This window comes from Ruegeria sp. AL12 (genome assembly GCF_056540885.1).
On the sequence record NZ_JBQFXN010000005.1, the window covers coordinates 153,774 to 177,507 of the forward strand.

The window sequence follows — 23,734 nt, forward strand, 5'->3', positions numbered from 1 at the left end:
GGATATGGACACAGCCAAAGCAGTTTCACCCGCACCCGAAACAACCACGTCTGACGAGGCGATCAAGGTTGAGGATCTGCACAAATCCTTTGGCACGCTGGAGGTTTTGAAAGGCGTATCCCTGACCGCAAACAAGGGGGATGTTGTCGCCATTATCGGGGGGTCAGGCTCTGGAAAATCCACCATGCTGCGCTGCATCAACTTTCTGGAAACGCCGAGTTCCGGAAAGATAATCATCGGCGGGGAACCGGTTGAAATGCACGCCGATGGCAGCCCGTCCAACCGCCGCCAGATCGAACGTATCCGCACGCGCCTGGCCATGGTTTTCCAGCAGTTCAATCTGTGGACACACCGCACGCTTCTGGAGAACGTGATCGAAGTGCCGGTGCATGTGCTCAAGGTGCCAAAAGCCCAGGCGATCGCGCGGGCGCATGAGCTGCTGACGCGGGTGGGTCTTGGCGACAAGGCCGACACCTATCCGGCCTATCTTTCGGGTGGTCAGCAACAGCGCGCCGCCATTGCCCGGGCGCTTGCGGTCGATCCTTCGGTGATGCTTTTCGATGAACCCACGTCAGCGCTTGATCCCGAGCTTGTTGGCGAAGTTCTGACCGTGATCCGCGATCTTGCCGCCGAAGGGCGCACAATGCTGCTTGTCACCCATGAAATGAAATTCGCACGCGAAGTCGCAGACCACGTTGTCTATCTCTTCGAGGGCCGCATCGAAGAGCAGGGCCCACCTGCCGAGGTCTTCGGAAACTCGAAATCAGAGCGCCTGAAGCAGTTCCTCAGCTCGGTCGCCTGAACCAAAAAAGCAAAACAAAATGAACCAAAAGGGAGTATCAAAATGAACGTCAAGAAACTGCTCGCGTCCGGCCTTGCCGCCGCTGTCCTTTCGGCTGGTATCGCCAGTGCAGAAGAGGTCAAGATCGGCATCGCGGCCGAACCGTATCCGCCATTCGCGTCTCTGGACAGTTCAGGCAATTGGGTCGGCTGGGAAGTCGATGTCATCAATGCGGTCTGCGCCGCAGCGGAACTTGACTGTATCATCACGCCGGTCGCCTGGGATGGTATCATCCCGTCGCTGACAGGACAGCAGATCGACGCCATCATGGCGTCTATGTCGATCACCGAAGAGCGGCTGAAAACCATTGATTTCAGCGATCCTTACTACAACACACCTGCCGTCATCGTCGCGGACAAATCGATGGATATCGAAGCGACCCCCGAGTCGCTGGCCGGTAAGGTTGTCGGCGTTCAGGCGTCGACCATCCACCAGGCTTATGCGCAGGAATATTTCAAGGATTCCGAACTGAAGGTTTATCAAACTCAGGATGAGGCCAACCAGGACCTGTTCGCAGGTCGTATTGACGCCACTCAGGCCGACAGTATCGCCATGGCGGACTTTGTGAATTCGGATGCCGGGGCATGCTGTGAAATCAAAGGCGCCGTCGCAGATGATCCGGCCATCCTGGGCCGGGGCGTTGGTGCGGGTGTTCGCAAGGGCGACGATGACCTGCTTGCAGCGCTGAACAAAGGCATCGCGGCAATTCTTGCCGATGGAACGCACGAGAAGATCACTTCGAACTATTTCTCGGCCAGCATCTACTAAGCGACTGCCGTGACCGGACTGTTGGAATCGCTTGGATTGGCGCAGAGCGCAGAGCTTCTGTCGCTGTCGCCACCGGGTTGGGGGGGCAATCTGCTGCGCGGATTGTCCCACTCATTGCAGATCGCTTTTGGTGCATATGCGCTCGGCCTCGTGATCGGATTGTTCGGAGCCTATGGCAAGCTTTACGGCGGGAAGGTCACGCGCGATCTTCTTGCCATCTACACGACCGTGATCCGGGCCGTGCCGGAACTGGTCCTGATCCTGATCCTCTATTATGTGGGATCTGACATCATCAACAAAATCTCTGCTGCAATGGGCGGAGGACGGGTCGAGGTCAATGGCGTCGCCGCGGGCATCTGGGTTCTGGGCGTCGTTCAGGGCGCATATGCAACCGAGATTCTACGCGGAGCCATACAGGCGGTTCCACCCGGACAGATCGAGGCCGCCAAATCCTACGGGATGCCCGCCTTCATGACCATGCGCCGCGTGACGATCCCCGCCATGATGAGCTTTGCCGTACCCGGTCTGGCCAACTTGTGGCTGATCGCCACCAAGGACACCGCCCTGCTCGCGGTCGTGGGATTCAACGAACTGACACTGGAAACCCGGCAGGCCGCCAGCAGCACACGCGCCTATTTCACCTTCTTTCTGGCGGCGGGTTTTCTCTATCTCATGGTCACCCTGTTTTCGGGCGCCATCTTCGCGCGGATCGAAAAATGGGCGCGTCGCGGTCAACCTTCTCTGAAAGGAGGTGGCAGATGATCGATCTCAGGTCCTTGATGCAACCCCATCGCATCGTGATGATGCTGATCTTTGCCGGGATCGTGATCTGGTGTGCCATGTCTTTGCGATGGGACTGGTTGCCAAAATACGCACCGCTTGCGTTGCAGGGAATCTGGACCACGCTCTGGCTGCTTGTTGTCACCGTCGTTCTCGGGTTTCTGCTGGCCGTACCACTGGGGTTGGCCCAGGCCGTTGGGCCCTGGTACCTTGCGGCCCCCGCCAAGGCGTTTTGCACCATCATTCGGGGCACACCCCTGCTTTTGCAGCTTTGGTTGCTGTACTATGGCCTCGGCTCATTGTTCCCTCAATTCCCATGGATACGATCATCCGAGCTTTGGCCGTATCTGCGTCAGGCCTGGCCTTATGCGGTGCTGGCTTTGACGCTTTCTTATGCCGGCTATGAAGGTGAGGTAATGCGCGGAGCCTTCAAAGGCGTCGCCAAGGGCCAGCTGGAGGCCGCCAAATCGTTCGGCATGCCTAGGCTGACGATGTTCCGCCGCATCTGGCTGCCACAGGCAATCCGCAACGTTCTGCCCACCCTGGGCGGTGAAACCATCCTCCAGTTGAAGGCGACGCCCTTGGTCGCCACGATTACGGTGGTGGATATCTATGCCGTGTCATCCCGGGTGCGGTCCGACACGTTCATCATCTACGAGCCGCTCATCCTGCTGGCCGTCTTCTACATTCTCGTGGCCGGTATTATTGCCCTGATGTTCCACTGGCTGGAAGTGAAGGTGCTGGGAACCGGACGCCGAAATGGGCCGGCCGGATAGTACAAGCCGGAAGTGAAGCGAGACACACTGGCCTATTCCGGGCACAGATTTCGTCGGCGCGTTTTCAGGCCGATTGAAACCATGGGCACACGATCAAGACGGTTGCCCGAAATGATTTAGGGAAGGTTCGGCTTGCAGGCCCCTGCGGCGAAGGCACTGGCAGCCCAGGGCCAGAGCCTGACTTTCTTATCCATCGCACAACGACCTGGAACACCGCGGCGCAATCGTCTGGTTGGCGCAGTGGCGGATGTCACGAAGCATTGCAAACTTGCCCCCTCGTCCTTTGGGGCCCGTTGCACAAGACGTGCATTCGGCACAGCCCCGACAGAACCTGTTGCCGCAAACCCGCATTCGGGTTTGAGCCAACGACCATCATTTTTTGAGGTGAAACAGGTTTGATCGCGCATGGGGCAGTATCTGCCCTGAACGCGGGTCTTGGTGGGCCACGAACTGGGCATACCCTTCGGGTCGAATTCCCGATCAGAATAACGCTCAGATCGCCAGATACTCCTCACGAAGACCGGTGTCCTCAAGCACTTCTTTTGCCGTTCCGTCGAACACGATGGTACCGGTGTCAAGAATGATCGCGCGATCCGCCAGTTCCAAAGCGCGTACAGCGTTCTGTTCAACGATGATCGTGGTCATGCCCTGCTGCTTGACATGTATGAGGGTTTTTTCGATTTCGTCGACGATCACAGGCGCCAAACCTTCATACGGCTCATCCAAAAGCAGCACCTTGATGTCCCTGGCAAGCGCTCGGGCGATTGACAGCATCTGCTGTTCGCCTCCCGACAATGTAATCCCCTCCTGCTTCCTGCGCTCACCGAGACGCGGAAACAGCTCGTAAAGCCGTTCAAGGGACCATCCGATCGGAGGAGCAATCTGTGCAAGTTGCAGGTTTTCTTCAACTGTCAGGCCGGGAATAATGCGTCTGTCTTCCGGTACAAGACCAAGGCCAGCCGCTGCTGCTTCATAGCTTGTCATGTTGTGCAGCGGTTTGTGGTCCAACCAGATTTCGCCATGTCTTACTTCGGGTTCTCCAACCCTTGCAATCGAGCGCAGTGTCGAGGTTTTGCCCGCACCGTTGCGCCCAAGAAGAGCAAGGATCTCGCCTTCATGCACATTGAAGCTGACACCCTGCACGATATAACTTTCTCCATAATAGGAGTGCATATCCCAAACGGAAAGAAACGCAGGGGCGGTGCTGGCCATATTGGCGTTTTTCGAAAAGTCAGGTTTCTCGTTCATAGCTTTTCCTTACGCAGCCTCGCCCAGATAGGCTTCGCGAACCTTTGGGTTTCCGCGGATGTTTTCAGGAGTATCCTCAACCAGGGGTGTCCCCTGTGCCAGAACAGTGATGCGTTCGGCAAGGCTGAAGACAACATGCATGTCATGCTCGATGATCGCGATGGTGATATCACGTTCTTCCTTGATCTGTTTCAGCAGGTCGATCGTGTTGTTGGTATCCGCCCTCGCCATCCCCGCCGTCGGTTCGTCCAGCAGCAACAACCGCGGATTCTGGCTGAGGCACATGCCGATCTCGAGCCGGCGCTTGTCACCGCGCGACAGCGAAGCCGCGTGCATCTCACGCTTGTCGGCCATGTTCATCTCTACCAGCATCGCTTCGGCCTGTTCAACAACAGCCTTTTCGTTGGCGATGGTCTCGTATGCATGCATTCGGAACGCCCCATCCCGCATGGCGAAGATCGGAATCAACATGTTCTCCATCACTGTCAATTCACCAAAAATCTCGGGTGTTTGAAACACGCGGCTTATGCCCATCTGGTTGATCTGGAAGGGTTCAAGCCCCAAGACCGACGCGTTGTCGAACAATACGGACCCGGTGTCTGGCATGAGCTTGCCAACCAGACAATTCAGCAAGGTCGACTTGCCCGCCCCATTGGGCCCGATGATTGCGTGGACCGAATTCTCCTCGACGCTGAGATTCACGTCCGTGAGCGCCTTGAGGCCGCCGAAGCGCTTGCTGACGTCTTTGACTCTTAGAATTGCCATGGCTCGCCCCTTATTCCGCCGGTTCCGTTTTGCCCGACGTCGCGTCGTCGGATTTTGATTTCTTGCGCTTGAGCCGGTTCAGCAAACGCTGACCACCTTCGACAAGACCACCCGGCAAGTAGATAACGACAAGCATGAAAAGAATGCCCAGCGTCAGATGCCAGCCCTTGCCGATAAACGGATGGATCAAGAAAACCACCGCGTCCTCCAGCCCGTCAGGCAGGAATGCAAACCAGCTGTGCAACACGTTATCGTTGATCTTCGAGAAGATATTTTCGAAGTACTTGATGAAGCCCGCACCCAGCACCGGCCCGATCAGTGTGCCGGTGCCGCCCAGGATCGTCATCAGAACGACCTCGCCCGATGCGGTCCACTGCATACGTTCGGCCCCTGCCAGCGGGTCCATTGCGGCCATCAGCCCACCAGCCAGGCCGGCATACATGCCAGAGATGACAAAAGCTGCCAGCGTGTAGGGTTTCGAGTTCAGGCCGGTATAGTTCATCCGTTGCTGGTTTGATTTGACGGCCCGCAGCATCATCCCGAAAGGTGAACGGAAAATTCGGATGGACAGATAGAACACCACCATCATAATCACTGCACACAGATAGTATCCCGCGTTGAAATCAAAACTCCACGCACCCACGTCTAATGTGTAGGTTGCGCGCATCGGCAACCCGAACAGATGCGGCAGGTCCGGCGAGTTCGCCCCTTGCAGAATCTGCGGATCATCCGCGTAAACCTGCAATCCCGTTTCCCCGTTCGTCAGGTTGAACTTGGGGTTGGACAACACCGAATAAGCCAACGCAAAGCTCATCTGCGCGAAAGCCAGCGTGAGGATCGAAAAATAAATACCCGACCGGCGCAGGCTGACAAACCCGATCAGCAAAGAGAACACTCCGGCGACCACAACGCTGAGTGCGATAGCCGGGATGATGTTGTAGCTCAGCAGCTTGAACATCCATACGGCGGAATAGGATCCAACGCCCAGAAAGGCCGCGTGACCGAAGGACAGGTATCCGGTAAGGCCGAACAGGATGTTGAAGCCGATGGCAAAGATGCCAAAGATCACGAAACGTTGCATCAGGTCCGGATAGCCCGCGTTGAATTGCGCCATGGCGCTGCCTTCGGGGAACGGATTCAGGATGAAGGGCGCCAGCATCGTAAGGATGCCGACGATGATCAGCAGGCTGGTGTCTTTTTTGTTCAGTCCCAACATCGATTATTCCTCCATCACGCCTTTGCGTCCCATCAAACCGCGCGGGCGTGTGAGCAGCACAATAATGGCAACAAGGTAGATGATGATTTGGTTGATGCCCGGGATCGTCGTCGTGGCCCAGGTCGTAGAGGCGAAGCTTTCGAGAATGCCCAGCAGAAAGCCAGCCAGCACGGCACCGGGAAGAGACCCCATGCCCCCAACGACAACCACAACGAAGCTGAGGACCAGAAAATCCATCCCCATGTGATAGTTTGGTGGGTTGAGCGGCCCGTACATGACGCCCGCCAAACCGGCCACCGCGGCAGCAATACCGAACATGATCGTAAAGCGCCGGTCGATGTTGATCCCCAGCAAGCCCACAGTTTCGCGATCCGCCATGCCGGCACGCACAACCATGCCGAAGGTGGTGAATTGCAGGAATGAGAAGACGGCACCGATAATGGCAACCGCAAAGCCAAAATAGACGAGGCGCCAGATCGGGTAGATGATCGCGTTGGGATCAAACCCGATCATGGTGCCAAGATCGATAGAGCCACTCAGCGCGTCGGGCGGCGGGGTCTGGATGGGGTTGGCACCGAAGAAATACTTTACGATTTCCTGCAACACGATCGCCAGCCCGAACGTGACAAGGATCTGGTCCGCGTGGGGGCGTTTGTAGAAATGCTTGATAAGCCCGCGTTCCATCACATAGCCAACCGCCAGCATGATCGGGATCGCAAACAGGATGGCCAATGGAACGGACCAGTCGATGATCGTCGCCCCGAACTCCGGGCCGAACCACGCCTCGACATAAGGTGTTTCCACCTTCAGCGGGTTGCCAAGAAAGTCGGTTTGGCTCTCGTCGATGGTTACAAAGCTCAGGTTCATGAGCTTTTGCAAAGTGACGGCACAGAACGCACCGATCATGAACAGGGCCCCGTGGGCAAAGTTCACAACGCCGAGCGTCCCAAAAATAAGCGTCAGCCCCAGCGCAATCAGCGCATAAGCCGACCCTTTGTCCAGACCGTTCAGAATTTGCAATAGGATGGCGTCCATTGGCCCACCTCAGGGTTGGTCAGTGTGAATTGAGTGGCACAACAGGATCAACCCTGCTGTAGATGTCTGGCCACCATTTTGGCGGCCAGACTTTGATACGCGGTCTTATGCGCCCGGGTTACACTCACCCAGTGCGCCACCGGCGAACATCGGATGCTCCGGATCGTATTCAACCTGCGCGCGTGGGGTGATCTCGACGATCTCCAGCGTGTCATAGGCGTTGGTCGGGTTCATGTTGCCACGCACGACCAGTACGTCCTTGAAGCACTGGTGATCCGCGCCGCGATACCAGGTCGGGCCGTTGCCCAGGCCGTCGAACTCGAAGTCTTCCAGCGCTTCAACGACACCGCATGGGTTGAACGTACCGGCACGCTCGCAAGCATCAGCATATAGCAAAACCTGGGCATAGCAGGTTTGCGCCGAATTGGACGGCGGCTTGCCGTATTTTTCGCCGAAGGATTTCACGAAGGCTTTGGTGCCTTCATCCTGCAACTGCCAGTTCCAGTTCATCGAACCCAGCACGCCCTTGATGTTCTCGCCAGCACCGGCGGCCATCAGTTCCGAGTACAGCGGCACGACGATCTTGAAGTCCTTGCCGTTGGCGACTTTGTCGAGCAGGCCGAACTGAATCGCGTTGGTCAGCGAGTTCACCATGTTGCCGCCATAGTGGTTCAGAACCAAAACGTCCGCGCCCGAGTTCAGAACCGGAGTGATGTAGGACGAGAAGTCTGTTGACGCGAGTGGCGTTTTGACGGTGTTGACCGTTTCCCATCCCAGGGCTTCGGTCGAGGCGACGATCGACTCTTCCTGGGTCCAGCCCCAGTTGTAGTCCGCTGTCAGGTGATAGGCGCGGCGGTCATTGCCCATCTCGGCAGCCAGCACCGGCGCAAGCGCAGCGCCCGACATGTAGGCGTTGAAGAAATGGCGGAAACCATTGGCTTTCTTGTCCTTGCCGGTCGTGTCGTTGGCGTGGGTCAGACCCGCCATAAAGATCACACCCGCTTCCTGACACAGGCCCTGAACCGCAACGGCCACGCCCGAGGACGACCCGCCGTTGATCATGATCGCACCGTCTTTTTCGATCATCGACTTTGCAGACGCACGTGCGGCGTCTGACTTGGTCTGGGTGTCACCTGTGACGAACTCGACCTTCTTGCCGAGAATGCCATTGCCCTTCAGCGCCTTGGACGTGAAGGTGTTCAGGCAACCGCCGTCACCCTCTCCGTTCAGGTGTTCCACCGCCAGCTGTTGCGCCAGCAGCTCGTCATTGCCCTCTTCCGCATACGGACCGGTCTGGGGAACATTGAAGCCCAGGGTCACGGACCCTCCGGTTGGTTCGTTGGTGTAAGCGGCCGCCGACGAAGCCGTGAAGATCGTAGGCAGGGCCAGACCGGTGCCTGCAACGGCACCAGACTTCAACACGCCGCGGCGTGTGACAGATTTGTTGGTCATTAATTCCTCCCATTTCCCTTTCTCTCGTCGTCTGGCTCCTCTTCCAGCAGACGAAAGCGCACTTATGTGCATTTCAATAATGGAAAGGCGGTGGAAAATTTCACAACAAATTACTGGATTTGAAACAAAATTTTGTAAACGTCTTGACGAAAATGAAGATCGTTTGAAAAGCTTTTTCGTTTTCTTACGTTTAAACATATATTTTTCATATATTTAAATGTAAATATCGGTGACACATTTGTCGGGCATGACACCAATATTCGTTGTCTGCGGCACCAAAAGCCGATTTGCAATACAAAGCCAGCATTTTCAGCACGCTGAATGGAAACAAGCTCTTCGCTCATCTGACGGTCCAGTTTGATTGTTGGCGCATGATCGTCCACGGGTTTGCCGGTATGATCGTGCCCGGCACGGGTGGGCGGCATCCCAGTGCGCCGAGCGGTCTTTCGTGCTCCGGTGTTCCGTCCGTTCCTCGATCAGGATCCGTTTGCCTAAGCCACCACCCTAATTTCGGATGCTGACGTCCGCTGTGACTTGTCAAGCCGGTGCGGGGCGCGACAGACCATTGGTCAGGGAACCAAAACCGCTGCACCTTGCAATCGTCCGGCGCCCAGATCCGCGAGGGCTGTGTTGGCGTCTTTCAGTGAATATCTTTGGGTCCGTGTCTGGATGCCTGCGGCTTGAGCCATTGCAAAAAACTCCTCACCATCCTGACGCGTCAGGTTTGCGACAGACAGGATTTGACGCTCCCCCCAAAGATCTCTGTAGGGAAAGGAAGGAATATCGCTCATGTGAATTCCGCCGCAAACCACGCGGCCGCCCTTGCGGACAGCTTGCAGCGCTTTGGGCACAAGGGCTCCGACAGGTGCGAATATGATTGCAGCATCCAGTTCCGCCGGTGGTCGTTCGTCGGATCCACCAGACCATACCGCGCCAAGCTCACGCGCAAACTCCTGCGCCTCGATATCGCCGGGCCGGGTCAGTGCATATACTTTCCGGTCCTGCCAGACGGCCAGTTGTGCAAGGATATGCGCGGCAGCTCCGAAGCCATAAAAGCCGATTTCCTTGGCATCCTGGGCCATTCGCAGACAGCGAAACCCGATAAGCCCGGCACATAACAACGGCGCCAGTGCAACCGGATCGGCATTCTCTGGCAAGGCAAAGACATACCGTGCATCCGCAAGGCAGGCTTCGGCAAATCCTCCGTTTCGCGTGTATCCCGTGAACACCGGCGCGTCACACAGGTTTTCCTGTGCGCGGCGGCAATACGGACATTTCCCACAAGTGGACCCAAGCCAAGGCACACCCACGCGCTGACCGGTTTCCAGCCCTGTTACGGCATCCCCCTTTCGCACGATCCGCCCAACGATTTCGTGGCCCGGAACCAGTGGAAGTTCAGGATGTTCGAGGTCACCATCGACGATGTGAAGATCCGTTCGGCAAACACCACAAGCCTCGATCTGGATCTCGATGTCATGAGGGCCCGGCGCCGGAAGTTCGATGTCTTCCAGTCTCAGGGCGCGGCCGGCCTCGTTCAAAACCATTGCGCGTGTCATGGTCCAACTCTCCAGATACATCCGCCCGAAATCATCTGTGTATTGCCTCTTTTCGTTGCAAATTGCGGGCTCGGCCTTCGACAAAACCGCAAATGTGGCACTGGGTTCCGACGACCTGAACGATAACACACCTGCGCCGCAGCAAGGCTTGATCCATCGCAAAGTCCCAGATCTGACCGAGCGACCAAAATCTCAACTGCACTAGAAGGGCTTGCGCAGGATGTCCAAAGGAGATCGACCAGCCACTGACGGGTCTGACCCTCGCCACCGGTTTCAGGTCAGATGAATGTAGCTGCCCGGCGCTTTGGGCAGGTTTTCAGCTCCCCTTCGTTTTCCGCCCATCGGCGGCGGCGCAGTTTCGCCCGATGAACGGTCTTTGATCCAACCCACCATCGCAGGCCACCAGGAACCTTGCTTTTCTTCGGCCGACTCAAACCACTCATCCGGCGAGGTATATAGCGCGTCCGCCGGCCTGTGGCCCAACCGATAGTGGCGGTGCTTGTGCCCCGGCTCGCTGAGGATACCGCCATTGTGACCACCGTTGGTCAGCACGAAGGTGAGGTCTCCGTCGGTAAACAGCCGAATTTTATACACTGATCGCCACGGAGCAATGTGGTCGGATTCCGTTCCGACCACAAACATGGGTACGCGTATGTCCTTGAGCGCAACAACCCGACCTTCGACAGAAAAGCGCCCGGCGCTCAGCCGGTTTTCCAAGAACAGACCGCGCAAATATTCGGAATGCATTCGCGCCGGCATCCGGGTCGTGTCATTGTTCCAGACGGTCAGATCCGTAGGCAGGTCGTCTTCACCCAGAAAATAGCGGCGCACAGCCCGGGCATAGATCAGATCTTCGGCGCGGATTGTCGTGAAAGTTCGCGTCATCTGAGGGCGGTCAAGATAGCCCTGCAACCACATCAGATCTTCGACAAAAGCGACCTGGCTGTCATCGATAAACAGCAAAAGCTCACCGGCTTCGGCAAAATCAACCTGCGCCGCCATCAGCGTAACGCTTGCAAGCCGGTCATCACCATCGCGTTGCATCACCGCCGCTGCAATCGCCAGAAGTGTGCCGCCGAGGCAATACCCATTGGCGTGGATCTTTTTACCCGGAACGATTTTCTCGATGGCCTCGATCGCGGCCATGACACCGTTCAGGCGATAATCCTCAAGGCTGAGATCCGCCTGATCAGCGGTGGGATTGACCCAGGAGATCATGAACACGGTAAAGCCCTGCTCGACCAGATACCGCACCATGGAGTTTTCCGGAGAAAGGTCGAGCACATAGTATTTCATGATCCAGGCAGGCACGAAAAGGATCGGTTCGGCCTGTACGCGCTTGGTGCGTGGAGTGTATTGAATCAGCTCGAACAGCGCGTTGCGATAAACGACCCTGCCGGGGGTCGCGGCAATGTCTTTACCGATTTCATACCCCTGAGGGGCAGGTTCGTGCTGTTGCGTTATGGTATGGGCAACATCCTCAAGAAAGTGCGCGGCGCCCTCCATCAAATTGCGACCGCCGGTCTGGAACGTTCGATTGATGATTTCCGGGTTTGACCACGGGAAATTCGAAGGAGAGACAAGATCAAGTGCCTGGCGAACCTGAAATTGCGCGCGTTCGGCGTCGCGGGGGGCGATGCCGGGCATTTCGTCCGTTGCGGCCTGCCACCAATCCTGTGCGCTCAGAAAAGCCTGCTGCCAAAGGGAAAATGGCGCCTTGTGCCAGCCGGGAGCATTGAAACGGTGATCCTGCTTACGTGGCTGAAAAGGCGGAGTGGCCTTCGCGCCGGTCGCCATCTCGCTGGCATAGACCCAGAGCTTGGCCGCATCGCGTGCCGCGCGTTCTGTCAGTTCAAGCTGGCGTCCGGGTGAACGACCCAGGTGCAGGGCCCAATCCATCCAGGTGGCCATTATCGAATGCGGGGAAACACCGGCGGTGGCACGGGCAAGGGCCGCGCGCGTTGCGCGGTCAAGTTTCTCATAGGGGTGTGGCGGGGCATTCTCGTCGGTATCTGCCGCACAAACCCCGGCCTCGGCAGACAGCTTGTCAGGTGAGAGTTCGGTCATCTAGGTTCTCCGATCCGGGCAGAGTGCTAAAATGCTGCAAGCCTTAATCCATCTGTCCACCAAGCCCCGGACCGACCAGTCAACCGCCCATTTTGATTGGACGTACTTGATTGCAACGACGGTCCTAGCGAGGCTTCCTGAAATGGACGCAAGCGCTTGGGAACCCGTGTTGCCGGGCGCCGTTCGCTATTTTGGCAACATAAAGAACTCTTCGAGTACAATCTTGCCATCCTCAACGGAATAAATGGCAATCTCGCTAAGGTTCATTCTTTGTCCGGTGTCTTTCTGCACGACCTCGGCATTGAAACGCACGCCAAAGCGATTGGGCGGATGAACAAAAGGACCATCTGCCGTAAGCGTTTGGATTTCATGCGTTTTCAGCCAGTCTTCCCGCTTTGCTTTGATGGCGTCGCGACCCTTCGTAATCCGAAATTGCCGCACCGGAGGCACAACCGCCTCTATGGATTGAGCGTTTTCCGCATACATCTCGTCAACACTTGCCAAGCCATTGCGATCACGCATCGCCTGAACAAATGTCCGCCCAATTTCAACCAGTCTTTCCATGCAAGACCTCCTGATACATTGGTGACTGTATCTCGTCGGGCCGCATCCAACCTTGACAAAGATCAAAATGAGACGGTTCTGCAAAGATTGGCCCCTGCCCTGATACTTCCGGGTGCTGAAGAGCGGAATTGGTATGGGAAACCTATTTCTGCACGCCCCTTGTTTCAGACGGCAGCTCTCGGAAAAACAGCCTGTAGTCGCGCGCGAACTGGCCCATATGCCAAAATCCGAGCCGGTTTGCAGCATCGGTTATCGTTCCGTTGAAAGACCCCGTTAGAAGGTCCTCGCGAACACGATTCAACCTGAGACGCATATAATACGACTTGGGGCTTTGTCCGAACTGTTCCTTGAACGCGCGATCCAGAGTTCGCCAAGACGCCCCGCTTTCTTTACAAATCTCTTCAATTGAAATCGGGTCTTCCAGATTGGCAACCATAAGATCGGTTGCGCGATCTAGGGCACGCCGCCTGGTGCCCGCCTGACTTCTGTCAAAATGCGCTTCGTCGTCGGTCAGGATAACCAAGGCTTCAAGCATCAGGGCCTGCTCAGCCGCCTCAGACCACTGCGCATCAACACTGTTAAGAAGCCCGGCTACGCGACCCTCCAGATTCGCCATGCTGGCCAAACCTGCTTTGGACCTCAGTCTGTGGGCATCCGGGTTGTCGCGCGCCAGGTGAAATCCGCAGGACTCTGCAAAATTCTCCAATCTTTGGGTTTGGAAGGAAATGACATTTCCCGTGAAACCGGCCGTCGAAATACCGTCAAACCCATCACTGTCACCGAAGGACAGGAATGCGTTATCGGTTACGTCCTTTGCCTGCCATTTGTCGACCGCACCATTTGACGGAATCCCGAACGTCATCCAGCCCTTGGGCGAAACACCACGTTGATGAACGCGTTGGTTCATCGCGATGCTGAGAGCGGAGACCGATCGCCCTGAGCGCACCCTTATGGACGTCGACAACCGACCGGGATCGAGCTGTCGGAAGTCTATCTCCCACGGCGTGATTTCCCCGATTTTGTTGGGGTGTTCGAAATTCAGCACGGCTGTGGGCGTAACCCCGTCTGATACGGAAGGGACACCCTTTTGCGAATTTGGCGAATTCTTGATGTGGTCCATTCCCAGAGCCTGACACTTTACCGGTAATGTAGCGAATTCGAACCGCGGGGAGTCAAGTGTCAGCAAAAACTACAAACCTCGCCACCATGGGCCGACCACGGCTTCCGGAGGCTGATGCCCGATCAGAGCGCGTGGTGACGTTTCTAACGCCACCAGAACACCAGCGGTTATCTGAGCTGGCGCATCATTCAAACCAATCTCTTTCAGCAAAGTGTCGCGACCTGATTGTTCAGGCAATGAACTTCCGGAGCACCAAAGGGGGAACGAAGAATGACTAATGTTGTCCAAAGGACTGGCATCGCAGCCTGTTTGCTAGCAGCGTTGAGCACCACACAATCGGCCGCACAACAAGACGCGATTGTGCATGACGGTGAATTCGCGTTCCTGCGCGCCCAATTTGGCGAGCAATGGGATGCGCAGGACGTCGAGATTGATGCGAGGCTGGCTGAAATTCGGGAAGCCAACGGCGGCAAATCCCCGAATTTCCTGTACATCCTCATCGATGACATCAGCTTTGGCCAGATGGGCGAACGCAAACTCAACTATGTGATGGGCATTGAAACCCCGAATATCAATGACTTTGCCAGCGAAGGCATGTCGTTGATGCGGATGTATACCGAGCCGTCGTGCACGCCCACTCGAACGGCCATGCTGACCGGGCGCCACCCGATCCGGGCCGGCGTGGAAGAGGTGAAAGTGGCTTTGGTGGGGGAAGGGCTTCCTGCCAGCGAAGTGACGCTGCCGGAAATCCTGAAACAGGCAGGCTACAACACCTCGCATGTCGGCAAATGGCATCAGGGCGATATCGAAGAGGCCTATCCGCACAATCAGGGCTTTGACTGGGCGGCCTTCCCGCTGCATCAGCAGGTGCAGCTGAGCCTGATGACCCGCGAGGCGATGCAGGCGAACAACATGTTGGGATACCACGCGTCGGGACAGAACAATGCCCTTCTGCTGGATGAGCGTTTCAAGCCCTATGGTTTGGTTACAGGTGTCGAAGCCGAGGCCGGAGGGCAAGCCCGCGAGGTTGACATGGCCGCAGGTGAAGAATGGACCCAAGCCAAATACGAAGAGATGAACGAGCGCTACCAGACGCAGGCCATTGAACAGCTCGGGCGTGTCGCAGCCTTGGATGAGCCGTTTTTCCTGCAATACTGGCCGCTTTATCCGCTGAACTTTGTCTATCCCGATCAGGCGCTGTCACGCAACGGAGGCTTCCACGCGGACAAGTTGCAGCTTCTGGACGGTTGGATCGGCGAAATTCTCGACACGCTGGAGAAGACCGGCGAGGCGGGCAACACCATCGTCATGATCATGGCCGACAACGGGTTGATGTACCATTACGAAGGAACATCCGGGCTGAACCAACTGATCTATCGCGGCGGCAAGACCCAACATCTCGAAGGGGGTGTGCGCACGGATGCATTCATTCGCTGGCCCGGTGTGATCGAGGCTGACAGCGCCGCCGGTGACATTTTTCATGTCTCGGATATCTACACGACGATGGCGCGTATCGCTGGCGCCACTGACTATATCCCGCGTGATCGGGTGATCGATGGGATCGATCAGACGGCCCTGCTGCTGGAAGGCGAAGGCAATGGACGCCGCGACTACGTTTATGTGTACGAGGGCCCGGTTCTTCGCTCGGTCGTGAAACAGGAGTTCAAGATGCACCTGCCTGCGCCGGGCGCGCCCGGAGCCGCCGCGCCAACGTACAACATCTACCGCGACCCGCGCGAACTGCATCCGCTGGTCGGGTATTCCCTCTGGGCCGGCGCATCGTTCCAGGACATGATCAAGCGACATCAGAAGATGATCGCCAAGTATCCGAACTCGGAAATCGGTAAAGACGTCCCCTATGGCGGCATCGAGAACCTGCGCCCCGAAAGCGAAAAGGCGCGGCAGGTCTTCATGAGCTGGCAAGAGTGAAGCCTGGATGGCACGCGGAACCTGCCCGCGCGCCAACGACAACCTATGCAGTCAAGACAACACTGGGCCACTCCCCAAGGCTTGGACAAGATTCCGCGAGGCACAAGCCAATGGAATGCCGAGGAAGGTAATGTTCTAAGGCAATCTTTGAACGCATCGGCGCCAGTGTTTGCCCCGATATTGTTCAACCCGGTAGCAACTGGCTTTTTAGGCTTTGACCTGGTGTGGTTTTTTTGCGGATCGATTGACCGATGTGCCAACCGCATTCCAACCCAGCTGGACAAATCACCGTGCACAAAAAACCTCTGCTTTGATTACTGACCACCTTAGCCGCCGCGGCTTTTTGAAAGCCTCCATGAGCGTGGCCGCATCGCCTGCGATGCTGGGCGCTGCCTGCAACAACGTCACAACCAAGGTTGAGGCCCGACAGTCCGAACCGGGGCTTGAATGACCTTTGATCGGGTACTCCTCACGGTTCTGCTGCCGTCGAGGAGACGGGATCGAAATCAAGGTCAGCGCTTTCAACAAAGATATTGATCCGAACGCGGCCCGTATCACATCGCCCAGCATAGGCGCCACGGTGGCCGAGCAATACATCGTATCGCGCTAGGACACGGTTTCGCAAACTGGTTGGGCGCAGCTGATCGAAGGCCAGGGCGAGGTCTTCTGCGCGGGCACCATCTATTGGTTCCTGGGTCTCAAGTGGAAGGATCGCACCACTCAGCAAATCACGCATAACGTTCTCAGGCGTTATACAGCCTGAACCTAAGCAATTGCAGATAGGCTGGCTTGGCTGATCCTTCCCGGCCGGAAAGATCCCGCCGACGCTGTCTTGGCAAAGCTACAGCCTATACGACATTCCATTCAACACTCTGACCTGCGCAGAGACACTGCCATTGTTTCGAAATCTGCTTTTCCCGCGTTACAGGCCTCTGACAGTTTTGCCGCAGAGCAATCGCACAGGGTATTTGCCACAAAAAGCTGCCCTGCCGCATGCTGGAGGGTGGTTCAACAGCGGTCACGAGAAGACCAACACCTTATTGCAACACCTGTTCCACGCAACTTGCAGTTTGAAAATCTGATCATCCTCTCTGCAATCGGACCGTGATTTCGGACAGCCGGGACCAGGATTGGAACGTGATCGGCAAAGCAAGCGCGGCTTCAGCAAATTCCCATGAGTAGCTGACAATCGAAAAGATCATTCCGGGTGTCGCATCCAGATTTTGCGTCGCGAACCACAGGTTGAACAGGATCAGACCTATCAGCAGAACGAAGATCACACCGTACAGGTAGGCTTCGGTATCCGAGAGCTTCACTTCGAAACGACGCAGTTTCGTCAGGTGGACAAGCACCGGGCGGACGCGGCGTTGCTCCAGAATGCTGACCTGATGTTCCATCTGCTCATTCAGGGCCCGGTTCCATTGCCAGAACGTCGAATGAAACAGGGCGTAGATGCATATCATTCCCACAAGCACCCCGCAGGCTGACAGAGCCAGCACCGGCGAGAAGTAAAACAGCAATATTGCTGAGACGACGAACTGGATGATTCCTGAAATTGCCGAAGGCAGGATCTCTTCCAGAAAGTCGGCCAGTTCGCGCCCCATTCCGATCCGGGCGTTCAACGAAGAAATCGGCAGGTTTGAAAAACGCGCAGCAAGCGCCTTGCCCAGCTCGACGCGGATCGTTCCGTAGACGCGCGTATCGTATATCCGCCGGATCACGCCGATCAGCGTGAGGGCGACCATGAGAGCGCCCAAATGCACAAAGGGCTGAAACTGTCCGCGCAGCAATCCATCGATGGCAAAGCCGATGAACAGCGGGATCAACACGGTTAATGCAGTTTCCGACAGTATCAGAAACCAGGTGATCCCGACACGCCACCGAAACACGCTCAGCAACGTGCCTATAGTCAGTTTTCTATTCCTCAGCATGCGGCATCACGGATCATAGTGGACACGAACGCGGACATCGCCCGGCCAGACCGAGGCGGCCCTGAAATCAGGCAAGTCCTGAGGGTTCGGGGCGCCGGTTGAACCCAGCCCCTCCAAAAGCTTCGTCTCGGTCATGTTCAGGTCTTCGTCCTTGTTTTCGTCGTGAAACAGCAGCACAGCATAAGGGCCGGCCGTCAGGTCGGGAAACTCATGGCTGACACTGCCTTTGCGGGACGGAACCTGGGCGTAGTCAATCGCGCTCTGGACATCCAAACCGTCAAAGGCGCGCGCGTCGTCGAAAACGAGGATCACAATGTTTCCCTTGGCGTTGCGGATACCCTCCACAATCACGTTCAGACCATCAGATGCGGCAGGCGTTGCAAGCGCCATCAGGGCGAATGCGGGGGCCAGAATGCTACGTGTCATGACTGTGTCCTTTCTCCGGAAGGGTGCGGCGGGGCTGGCTTGAAGACGACAAGGACATCTTCGGTAATGGCAATCAGCACCGGCACCAGCAGCAGCATGAGGGCGGTGCCGAACAGTTCCCCAAAAGCCAGAGAAATGGCGGCAGGGATCAGATACTGCGCCTGCTCGGATGTTTCGGTCAGCAAAGGCAGCAGGCCGATCACCGTCGTTGCGGTGGTCAGAAATATTGCCTTGAAACGTCCAATACCTGCGCTCTTCAGGGACAGATCCACGGGCTGGCCTTCCTCGCGCGCCTGATTGTATCGGGTGATCATGACCAGACTGTCGTTCACGATCACACCGGTCAGCGCCAGCATGCCGAAAAACGAAAACAGCGACAGTGAAACATCCATGATCAGGTGCCCGACGGCGGCCGCGATAAAGCCAAAGGGGACAATGGCTAGAATGACGAACGGCTGCCAATAGCTTTTCAGCGGCACGGCCATCAGCACATAAATCAGAACCGCCGCCAGCAGCAGCGCACGTTTCAGGCCATCGCTGATATCAGCCATCTCTTCCAGTTCGCCGGCAGGCAGGACTGCTAGGCTGGGATACTTGGCGCGGAGTTTCGGAACCAGCTGATCGAACACCGCCTGACCAACCTCTTCGGGGGCGACACGATCGCGGTCGATGGACGCGGCCACGATGTTCATGCGCTTGCCGTCGCGGCGATCGACAGTGCCAGAAGTGTAGGCGCCTTCGATCTCAGCAACCGTCTCGAGCGGTACCCAAGCACCGGATGCGCTGCGCAATTGGGTCTGCATCAGATCGGCCAGAGTATCGCGGTTTTCCCGCGCGTTCTGTACGACCACGCGAACTTCGGCCCAATCGCGCCTGACCTTGGTCACCTCGGCCCCGCCAAACCCATAGCCAATCTGTCGGGCCAGAGCCTCGGCATTGAATCCTAGATGCCGTGCGTCCGGGCGCAGGCGGAGTTTCAGCTCGGGCTGGCCGCCCGCCAGCCCATCCCGCACATTCGCCACGCCCTCGATTTTCGACAGAAAGTCTTTCATCTCGACGCTGGCTTGTCGCAGCAGGTCTTCGTCTTTTGACGCCAACCGTATGCGGAAGCCCCCGGCGAGCGTTTCCGATCCGGTGAACTCCAACTCGGTCGCGCCTTCGACCGCACCAACCCGGTCGCGCCATTCACGAACAACAGTCAGGATCGGAACGTCCGGGCGTTCGGCCACCGGGATCATCTCGGCGTATATTTGCGCGCTACCAGCGCTGTTGATGATGCTGAACACCGTCTGAACGGGTGGCGTGGCCATACCTGCGTCCTCGGCAAGCTCGGCGTTCAGGCCATTCAACGTAGCTTCGATCCGGTCCACATTAGTGCGGGTCAAAGCAAAGGGCGCGCGGGCGTCCATTTCCAGATTCATCGTGATGACCTGTCCGGGCACCTCGGGAAAGAACACCGTCTTGACTTTGCCCTTGTACATAAGGCCAAGCCCCAACGTTGCAGCGGCAATGAACAGGATCAGTACGGCGTAACGCTGTCGCACCGCCGCAACGAGTAAAGGCTGGTAGATGCAATCCCGCACCCAGTCCAAGCCGCCCTGTGCAATATCCTGTACCTGACCCCAGAGGCGGGTCAAAAGGTACCTACGATCTTGCCCCATCGAAACCTGCGCCAGATGGGCGGGCAGGATGAATTTGCTTTCGATGAGCGAGAAGATCAGCGTCAGGATCACGATCCCCGCAAACCCGGCCAGCACCTTACCCAGCGGATTGTCGATTAACAGCATCGGGAAAAAGGCCGCGATTGTGGTCAGCACGCCAAAGACAGTCGCAACCGCCACGCGATGCACGCCGCGTTCCGTGTCTCTTATCGGGTCTTTGCCATTGCGGCGTTCTTCGAAAACGCTTTCACCAACCACAACGGCGTCATCAACCAGAATGCCCAAGGCGATGATCAGACCAAAGGTGGTGACATCGTTCAGAGAATAATCCACCCATTTTGAACCCGAAACGGCTATGGCCCCCATGACCGAAACCGGAATGCCCATGGCGACCCAGAAGGCCAGGCGCACGTTCAGAAACACCGACAGCATCAAGGTCACAAGGATCAGCCCCTGCACCCCGTTGGACCGCAACAGCGCCAGCCGGTCCGAGATATAGCCGGCGCTGTCGCCCCAGACCTCGACCTGAACCTGCGACGGCAACTGGCGGCTGAACTCATCCACCGTGCGGCGCACAACGTCACTGATCGTCAGCAGGTTCTCTTTCTGCCCGACCAGAACCTCCATCCCGACGGTTGGCTTGCCGTTCAGCCGAAACAGGTACTCGCCGTCCTGAAACCCGTCTTCGATCTTGGCGATATCACCCAAGGGCACAAAAGACCCGTCGTCACGTTCGATGATCGGCAGGGCCGCGTATTCAGGAGCGTATTTTGCGCGATCATCGGCCCGCAGATAGATCGTGCCGCCCTCGGTCCGCAAACGGCCTGCCTGAAATGCCACCGAGTTTTCCTCGATTGCGCGGGTCACATCCGCGACGGTCAGGCCATAGTGGCGCAGCAGCGCAGGGTCGATTTCGATGCGCAGTTCCCGCGGGATCAGACCCCAGATTTGCAGCCGGGACAATTCCGGTTGCGCCAGCAGCTCTTCTTTCAGGCGCTGCGCCAGGCTCTGCAATGTGGCCGGGTCTGTTTCGCCGTAAAGGTTCAGATAGAGCGCTGGAAAATCGAAACCCGACGCTTCGATCACAGGGCGGCGCGCGGTATCGGGCAGATCGGTCAACCCATCGATGCGAATGCGGACACGATCCAGAACGGCTTGCAGTTTCTGGCCACCCGCGCGGCGGACGGTCACGACACTCAGATCGTTTTGGGATCGCGAAGTCACACTGCGCACGCCCTCCAACCCTTCCAGCGCCTGCTCAACTTTGTGGGTCACCAATTCATCGACCTGTTCGGCAGTGGCGTCCGGGAACTCGATCGAAATCGTAACGCTTTCCGCAGGTATGCGAGGGAAGCCCTCGATCCGAATATTCAGCAGCGTCTGCACCCCAAGAAAGAGGATCAGCGCCATCATCAGATTGGCGGCGACAGGGTTGCGGATAAACCAGGATGTCAGCGCGTGCATGGCTCAACCCCCATCCGACAGCGGCGTGACGCGCTGACCCGGCAGAAACGAGGCCAAAGGTGTCTTGGCCACGCGCCATGGGCCGTTCCCGTCGGGCGTCTGTATCGTGACAGCACCTTCGCTGCGGAACAGGATGTTCGGGCTGAACCTCTCAAGGTGGTCGTTTTCATCCACTATCCAAATGTACCCCGCGCGCGTCAGGGCGCTTTCCGGCAGGGTCACGGTGTCAGCAATTCGCCGTCCGGGAATGTGCACTTTCAGAAAGTCTCCGGCGAGTATGCCGTCACCGGGGTTTGCGACATCCAAAAAGACGCGCACCTGTCGTGTGTCCTGATCCAGAAAACCGCCTCCACGCCGGACGCGTGCCTGACCCAGGTTTTCGCCCGAACGGTGCGTCAGGTCAGCAGCAACGCCAGAGATCGGATGATCGAACAGCGCCCAATCCGCTTGGCTGAACCCGGCAACCAGTTCGAATTGCCGGTTGTCCGACAGGTGTATCAGGGGATCGCCCGGGTTGACCGTCTGGCCAAGGCTGGCAAAACGACGGGTGACAAAGCCTGAAAACGGGGCAACAATTTCTGCGTCCTTCAGGTCATTTCTCGCCGCATTCAGGCGTGCCTGCGCCGCTGCAACGGTTTTTTCGGCGACGCGCAATTGCGGCAGGTTCACGGCCAATTTGTTTGGCGGTTCCACCCCGTCTCGTTCGAACTGCCGTTTCGCGACGGTTACGTTGTTCTGCGCGCGCAACAGTGCAAGCTCCGCTCGCTCAAGCTCCATCTCGGCGGCTGCAACGGCGCTTTGATAGGGGGCATTTTCGATTGAAAACAAAGGGTCGCCCCCTTCCACCTGTGTCCCGGCCAAAGCGCCGGCATGGACTGCGGTGATGCGCCCGGACACAGCAGACCGCAGCTCGGCATCCCAACGAGGCCGAACTTCGGCAAATGCAGAAACACGCGCCTGCACGGTTTCCGGAACAACAGTTACGACAGAGACGGTCGGTGGCGGAGGTGAGGTGTTTGCTGCCTGAACATCAACCGTATCTTCCGCGTCAAATAACAGGATGACGACCGCCACAAACAGCATCAGCGACAATCCAATCCAGAGCCATCGTCGGGCTGGTCTTCGCTGAGCTTCTGAGGTTTTGTCTGTCATTGTCCTGTTTTTCCTGAGCCGCCTGAACCATTGCGCCTTGTGGGGCACGATTGGATGTCATATATTGTGAACGATCGTTCGTTCAATATGAAAAAACCAAAATGCCCGAAAACACCAAAAAACCAGGGTCCACCCGGGAAAAGGCAACAGCCAAGCGCCGCAACCAGATTTTGGAGGCCGCCGTTATGTGTTTTCTCGAACGCGGCTATCATCAGACCGGCGTCCGCGATATCGCATCGCGGGCGGGCGTCAGCCTTGGAAACCTCTACAACCATTTTCGCGGCAAGCATGACGTGCTTGTGGAAATCGCGATGCTTGAACGCCGCGAGCTGGAGCCGTTTCTGAAAGTCCTGAATTCAAATGCACCCGCACCCAAAGTGTTGAAAAAGTTCATCAAGGCCTACGCCAACTATCTGGCTGCGCCGGAGAACGTCATCCTCACCTTGGAGATTTCGAGCGAAGCCGTTCGTCAACCGGATATCGCGCGACTGTTCGTCGAAAACCGAGCCAGACTGACCGAGGCGCTTGAAGAAGTAGTGAAACGCGGAGTTGACGCAGGAGATCTGCGCGCTGTTCCGGATCCGCTACAGGCGTCGCAATTGGTGATAGAGGTTCTGGAAGGAAGCGCGTATCGCAGCGTCCTGTCGGAAACGCCCATGAGCAAAATCGCTGGAAGCATGGAGGATTTCATTCTGAGCTCGCTGCTGGCGCGTCAATGAAGCCTGTGTTGCGCGTTTACCTGAAGCTGATGAAAGCCTGCGAACGGGAAGACGCACTGTGGCAATCGTGCGGATAGCTGAGTACAGCTTTCCGCCCATCCTTCAGGAAAACGAAGCCTCCCCAACTTACCTTTAACCCAATTTGGGAAATCGGCGAGATGCGCATATTTTTTCATCCAAGCCAATGGTTGCTGTCTAAAATTTAATCATATGATGGGAAATTAAGCAGATTCCGACGCTGCAAGTTAGTGTTCCGATACTTCA

At 57.0% G+C, this 23,734-nt stretch carries 23 protein-coding genes; 7 read left to right on the forward strand and 16 right to left on the reverse strand.

Features of this window, described 5'->3' with window-relative positions; genetic code table 11:
- Window positions 1-4 precede the first annotated feature (4 nt).
- Genes ACR0C6_RS14525 through ACR0C6_RS14540 form a run of 4 tightly spaced genes read left to right on the forward strand, consistent with a single transcriptional unit; the run spans window position 5 to window position 3,165 of the window.
- Complete coding sequence (locus ACR0C6_RS14525) at window positions 5-802, forward strand: ABC transporter ATP-binding protein (RefSeq protein ID WP_480446093.1); 798 nt, start codon at window positions 5-7, stop codon at window positions 800-802.
- Between the two features lie 42 nt (window positions 803-844).
- A complete protein-coding gene (locus ACR0C6_RS14530; RefSeq protein WP_171229047.1) occupies window positions 845-1,609 on the forward strand; it encodes a transporter substrate-binding domain-containing protein in 765 nt (254 codons plus the stop codon).
- Between the two features lie 9 nt (window positions 1,610-1,618).
- Complete coding sequence (locus ACR0C6_RS14535; RefSeq protein WP_152459071.1) at window positions 1,619-2,371, forward strand: ABC transporter permease; 753 nt, start codon at window positions 1,619-1,621, stop codon at window positions 2,369-2,371.
- Window positions 2,368-3,165, forward strand: a complete 798-nt coding sequence (locus ACR0C6_RS14540) for an ABC transporter permease (RefSeq protein ID WP_171615472.1) — start codon at window positions 2,368-2,370, stop codon at window positions 3,163-3,165. Before ACR0C6_RS14535 ends, ACR0C6_RS14540 begins: the two co-directional genes overlap by 4 nt.
- Window positions 3,166-3,657: 492 nt before the next feature.
- Here ACR0C6_RS14540 and ACR0C6_RS14545 read toward each other — a convergent pair whose 3' ends face one another.
- The 11 genes from ACR0C6_RS14545 to ACR0C6_RS14595 all read right to left on the reverse strand — a co-directional run bounded on the left by ACR0C6_RS14545 (window position 3,658) and on the right by ACR0C6_RS14595 (window position 14,425).
- Window positions 3,658-4,413 (reverse strand): ABC transporter ATP-binding protein, encoded by a 756-nt coding sequence (locus ACR0C6_RS14545; protein ID WP_152459073.1) that lies wholly within the window; start codon window positions 4,411-4,413, stop codon window positions 3,658-3,660.
- Window positions 4,414-4,422: 9 nt separating this feature from the next.
- Window positions 4,423-5,178: an ABC transporter ATP-binding protein gene (locus ACR0C6_RS14550; protein WP_480619920.1), complete on the reverse strand. Its 756-nt coding sequence runs from the start codon at window positions 5,176-5,178 to the stop codon at window positions 4,423-4,425.
- Between the two features lie 10 nt (window positions 5,179-5,188).
- Complete coding sequence (locus ACR0C6_RS14555; RefSeq protein WP_171118889.1) at window positions 5,189-6,394, reverse strand: branched-chain amino acid ABC transporter permease; 1,206 nt, start codon at window positions 6,392-6,394, stop codon at window positions 5,189-5,191.
- Window positions 6,395-6,397: 3 nt separating this feature from the next.
- A complete protein-coding gene (locus ACR0C6_RS14560) occupies window positions 6,398-7,429 on the reverse strand; it encodes a branched-chain amino acid ABC transporter permease (protein ID WP_171118891.1) in 1,032 nt (343 codons plus the stop codon).
- A 105-nt stretch (window positions 7,430-7,534) separates the two neighbouring features.
- Window positions 7,535-8,881, reverse strand: a complete 1,347-nt coding sequence (locus ACR0C6_RS14565; RefSeq protein ID WP_152459077.1) for a substrate-binding protein — start codon at window positions 8,879-8,881, stop codon at window positions 7,535-7,537.
- Between the two features lie 110 nt (window positions 8,882-8,991).
- Window positions 8,992-9,306, reverse strand: coding sequence for a hypothetical protein (locus tag ACR0C6_RS14570; RefSeq protein ID WP_171229049.1), 315 nt, complete (start codon window positions 9,304-9,306; stop codon window positions 8,992-8,994).
- Between the two features lie 144 nt (window positions 9,307-9,450).
- Window positions 9,451-10,437 (reverse strand): zinc-dependent alcohol dehydrogenase family protein, encoded by a 987-nt coding sequence (locus ACR0C6_RS14575; RefSeq protein ID WP_480619922.1) that lies wholly within the window; start codon window positions 10,435-10,437, stop codon window positions 9,451-9,453.
- A 273-nt stretch (window positions 10,438-10,710) separates the two neighbouring features.
- A complete protein-coding gene (locus ACR0C6_RS14580) occupies window positions 10,711-12,504 on the reverse strand; it encodes a PHA/PHB synthase family protein (protein ID WP_480619924.1) in 1,794 nt (597 codons plus the stop codon).
- 186 nt (window positions 12,505-12,690) lie between these two features.
- Window positions 12,691-13,068, reverse strand: a complete 378-nt coding sequence (locus tag ACR0C6_RS14585) for a nuclear transport factor 2 family protein (RefSeq protein WP_171118898.1) — start codon at window positions 13,066-13,068, stop codon at window positions 12,691-12,693.
- A 142-nt stretch (window positions 13,069-13,210) separates the two neighbouring features.
- Window positions 13,211-13,975, reverse strand: coding sequence for a helix-turn-helix domain-containing protein (locus ACR0C6_RS14590; protein WP_480619926.1), 765 nt, complete (start codon window positions 13,973-13,975; stop codon window positions 13,211-13,213).
- Window positions 13,976-14,257: 282 nt separating this feature from the next.
- Window positions 14,258-14,425 (reverse strand): hypothetical protein, encoded by a 168-nt coding sequence (locus ACR0C6_RS14595; RefSeq protein ID WP_480619928.1) that lies wholly within the window; start codon window positions 14,423-14,425, stop codon window positions 14,258-14,260.
- Between the two features lie 84 nt (window positions 14,426-14,509).
- Between ACR0C6_RS14595 and ACR0C6_RS14600 the strand changes: the two genes are divergently transcribed.
- Together ACR0C6_RS14600 and ACR0C6_RS14605 are read left to right on the forward strand one after the other, a co-directional pair.
- The gene (locus ACR0C6_RS14600; RefSeq protein ID WP_480619930.1) at window positions 14,510-16,117 is read left to right on the forward strand and encodes a sulfatase-like hydrolase/transferase; all 1,608 of its coding nucleotides are present in this window, start codon (window positions 14,510-14,512) and stop codon (window positions 16,115-16,117) included.
- 253 nt (window positions 16,118-16,370) lie between these two features.
- Window positions 16,371-16,568, forward strand: coding sequence for a twin-arginine translocation signal domain-containing protein (locus ACR0C6_RS14605; RefSeq protein ID WP_480619993.1), 198 nt, complete (start codon window positions 16,371-16,373; stop codon window positions 16,566-16,568).
- An 18-nt stretch (window positions 16,569-16,586) separates the two neighbouring features.
- Here ACR0C6_RS14605 and ACR0C6_RS14610 read toward each other — a convergent pair whose 3' ends face one another.
- The 5 genes from ACR0C6_RS14610 to ACR0C6_RS14630 all read right to left on the reverse strand — a co-directional run bounded on the left by ACR0C6_RS14610 (window position 16,587) and on the right by ACR0C6_RS14630 (window position 22,751).
- Window positions 16,587-16,853, reverse strand: coding sequence for a hypothetical protein (locus ACR0C6_RS14610; protein WP_480619932.1), 267 nt, complete (start codon window positions 16,851-16,853; stop codon window positions 16,587-16,589).
- Window positions 16,854-17,199: 346 nt separating this feature from the next.
- Window positions 17,200-18,048, reverse strand: coding sequence for an ABC transporter six-transmembrane domain-containing protein (locus ACR0C6_RS14615; RefSeq protein ID WP_480446101.1), 849 nt, complete (start codon window positions 18,046-18,048; stop codon window positions 17,200-17,202).
- A 6-nt stretch (window positions 18,049-18,054) separates the two neighbouring features.
- A complete protein-coding gene (locus ACR0C6_RS14620) occupies window positions 18,055-18,474 on the reverse strand; it encodes a DUF2141 domain-containing protein (protein WP_171118908.1) in 420 nt (139 codons plus the stop codon).
- Window positions 18,471-21,599 (reverse strand): efflux RND transporter permease subunit, encoded by a 3,129-nt coding sequence (locus ACR0C6_RS14625; protein ID WP_480619934.1) that lies wholly within the window; start codon window positions 21,597-21,599, stop codon window positions 18,471-18,473. Before ACR0C6_RS14625 ends, ACR0C6_RS14620 begins: the two co-directional genes overlap by 4 nt.
- Window positions 21,600-21,602: 3 nt before the next feature.
- On the reverse strand, window positions 21,603-22,751 hold the full coding sequence (locus ACR0C6_RS14630; protein WP_480446103.1) for an efflux RND transporter periplasmic adaptor subunit: 1,149 nt from the start codon (window positions 22,749-22,751) through the stop codon (window positions 21,603-21,605).
- Between the two features lie 101 nt (window positions 22,752-22,852).
- Between ACR0C6_RS14630 and ACR0C6_RS14635 the strand changes: the two genes are divergently transcribed.
- Window positions 22,853-23,470 carry a TetR/AcrR family transcriptional regulator gene (locus ACR0C6_RS14635; RefSeq protein WP_480446104.1) on the forward strand — a complete coding sequence of 206 codons (618 nt, stop codon included), beginning with the start codon at window positions 22,853-22,855 and terminating at the stop codon, window positions 23,468-23,470.
- The last annotated feature ends 264 nt before the right edge of the window (window positions 23,471-23,734 follow it).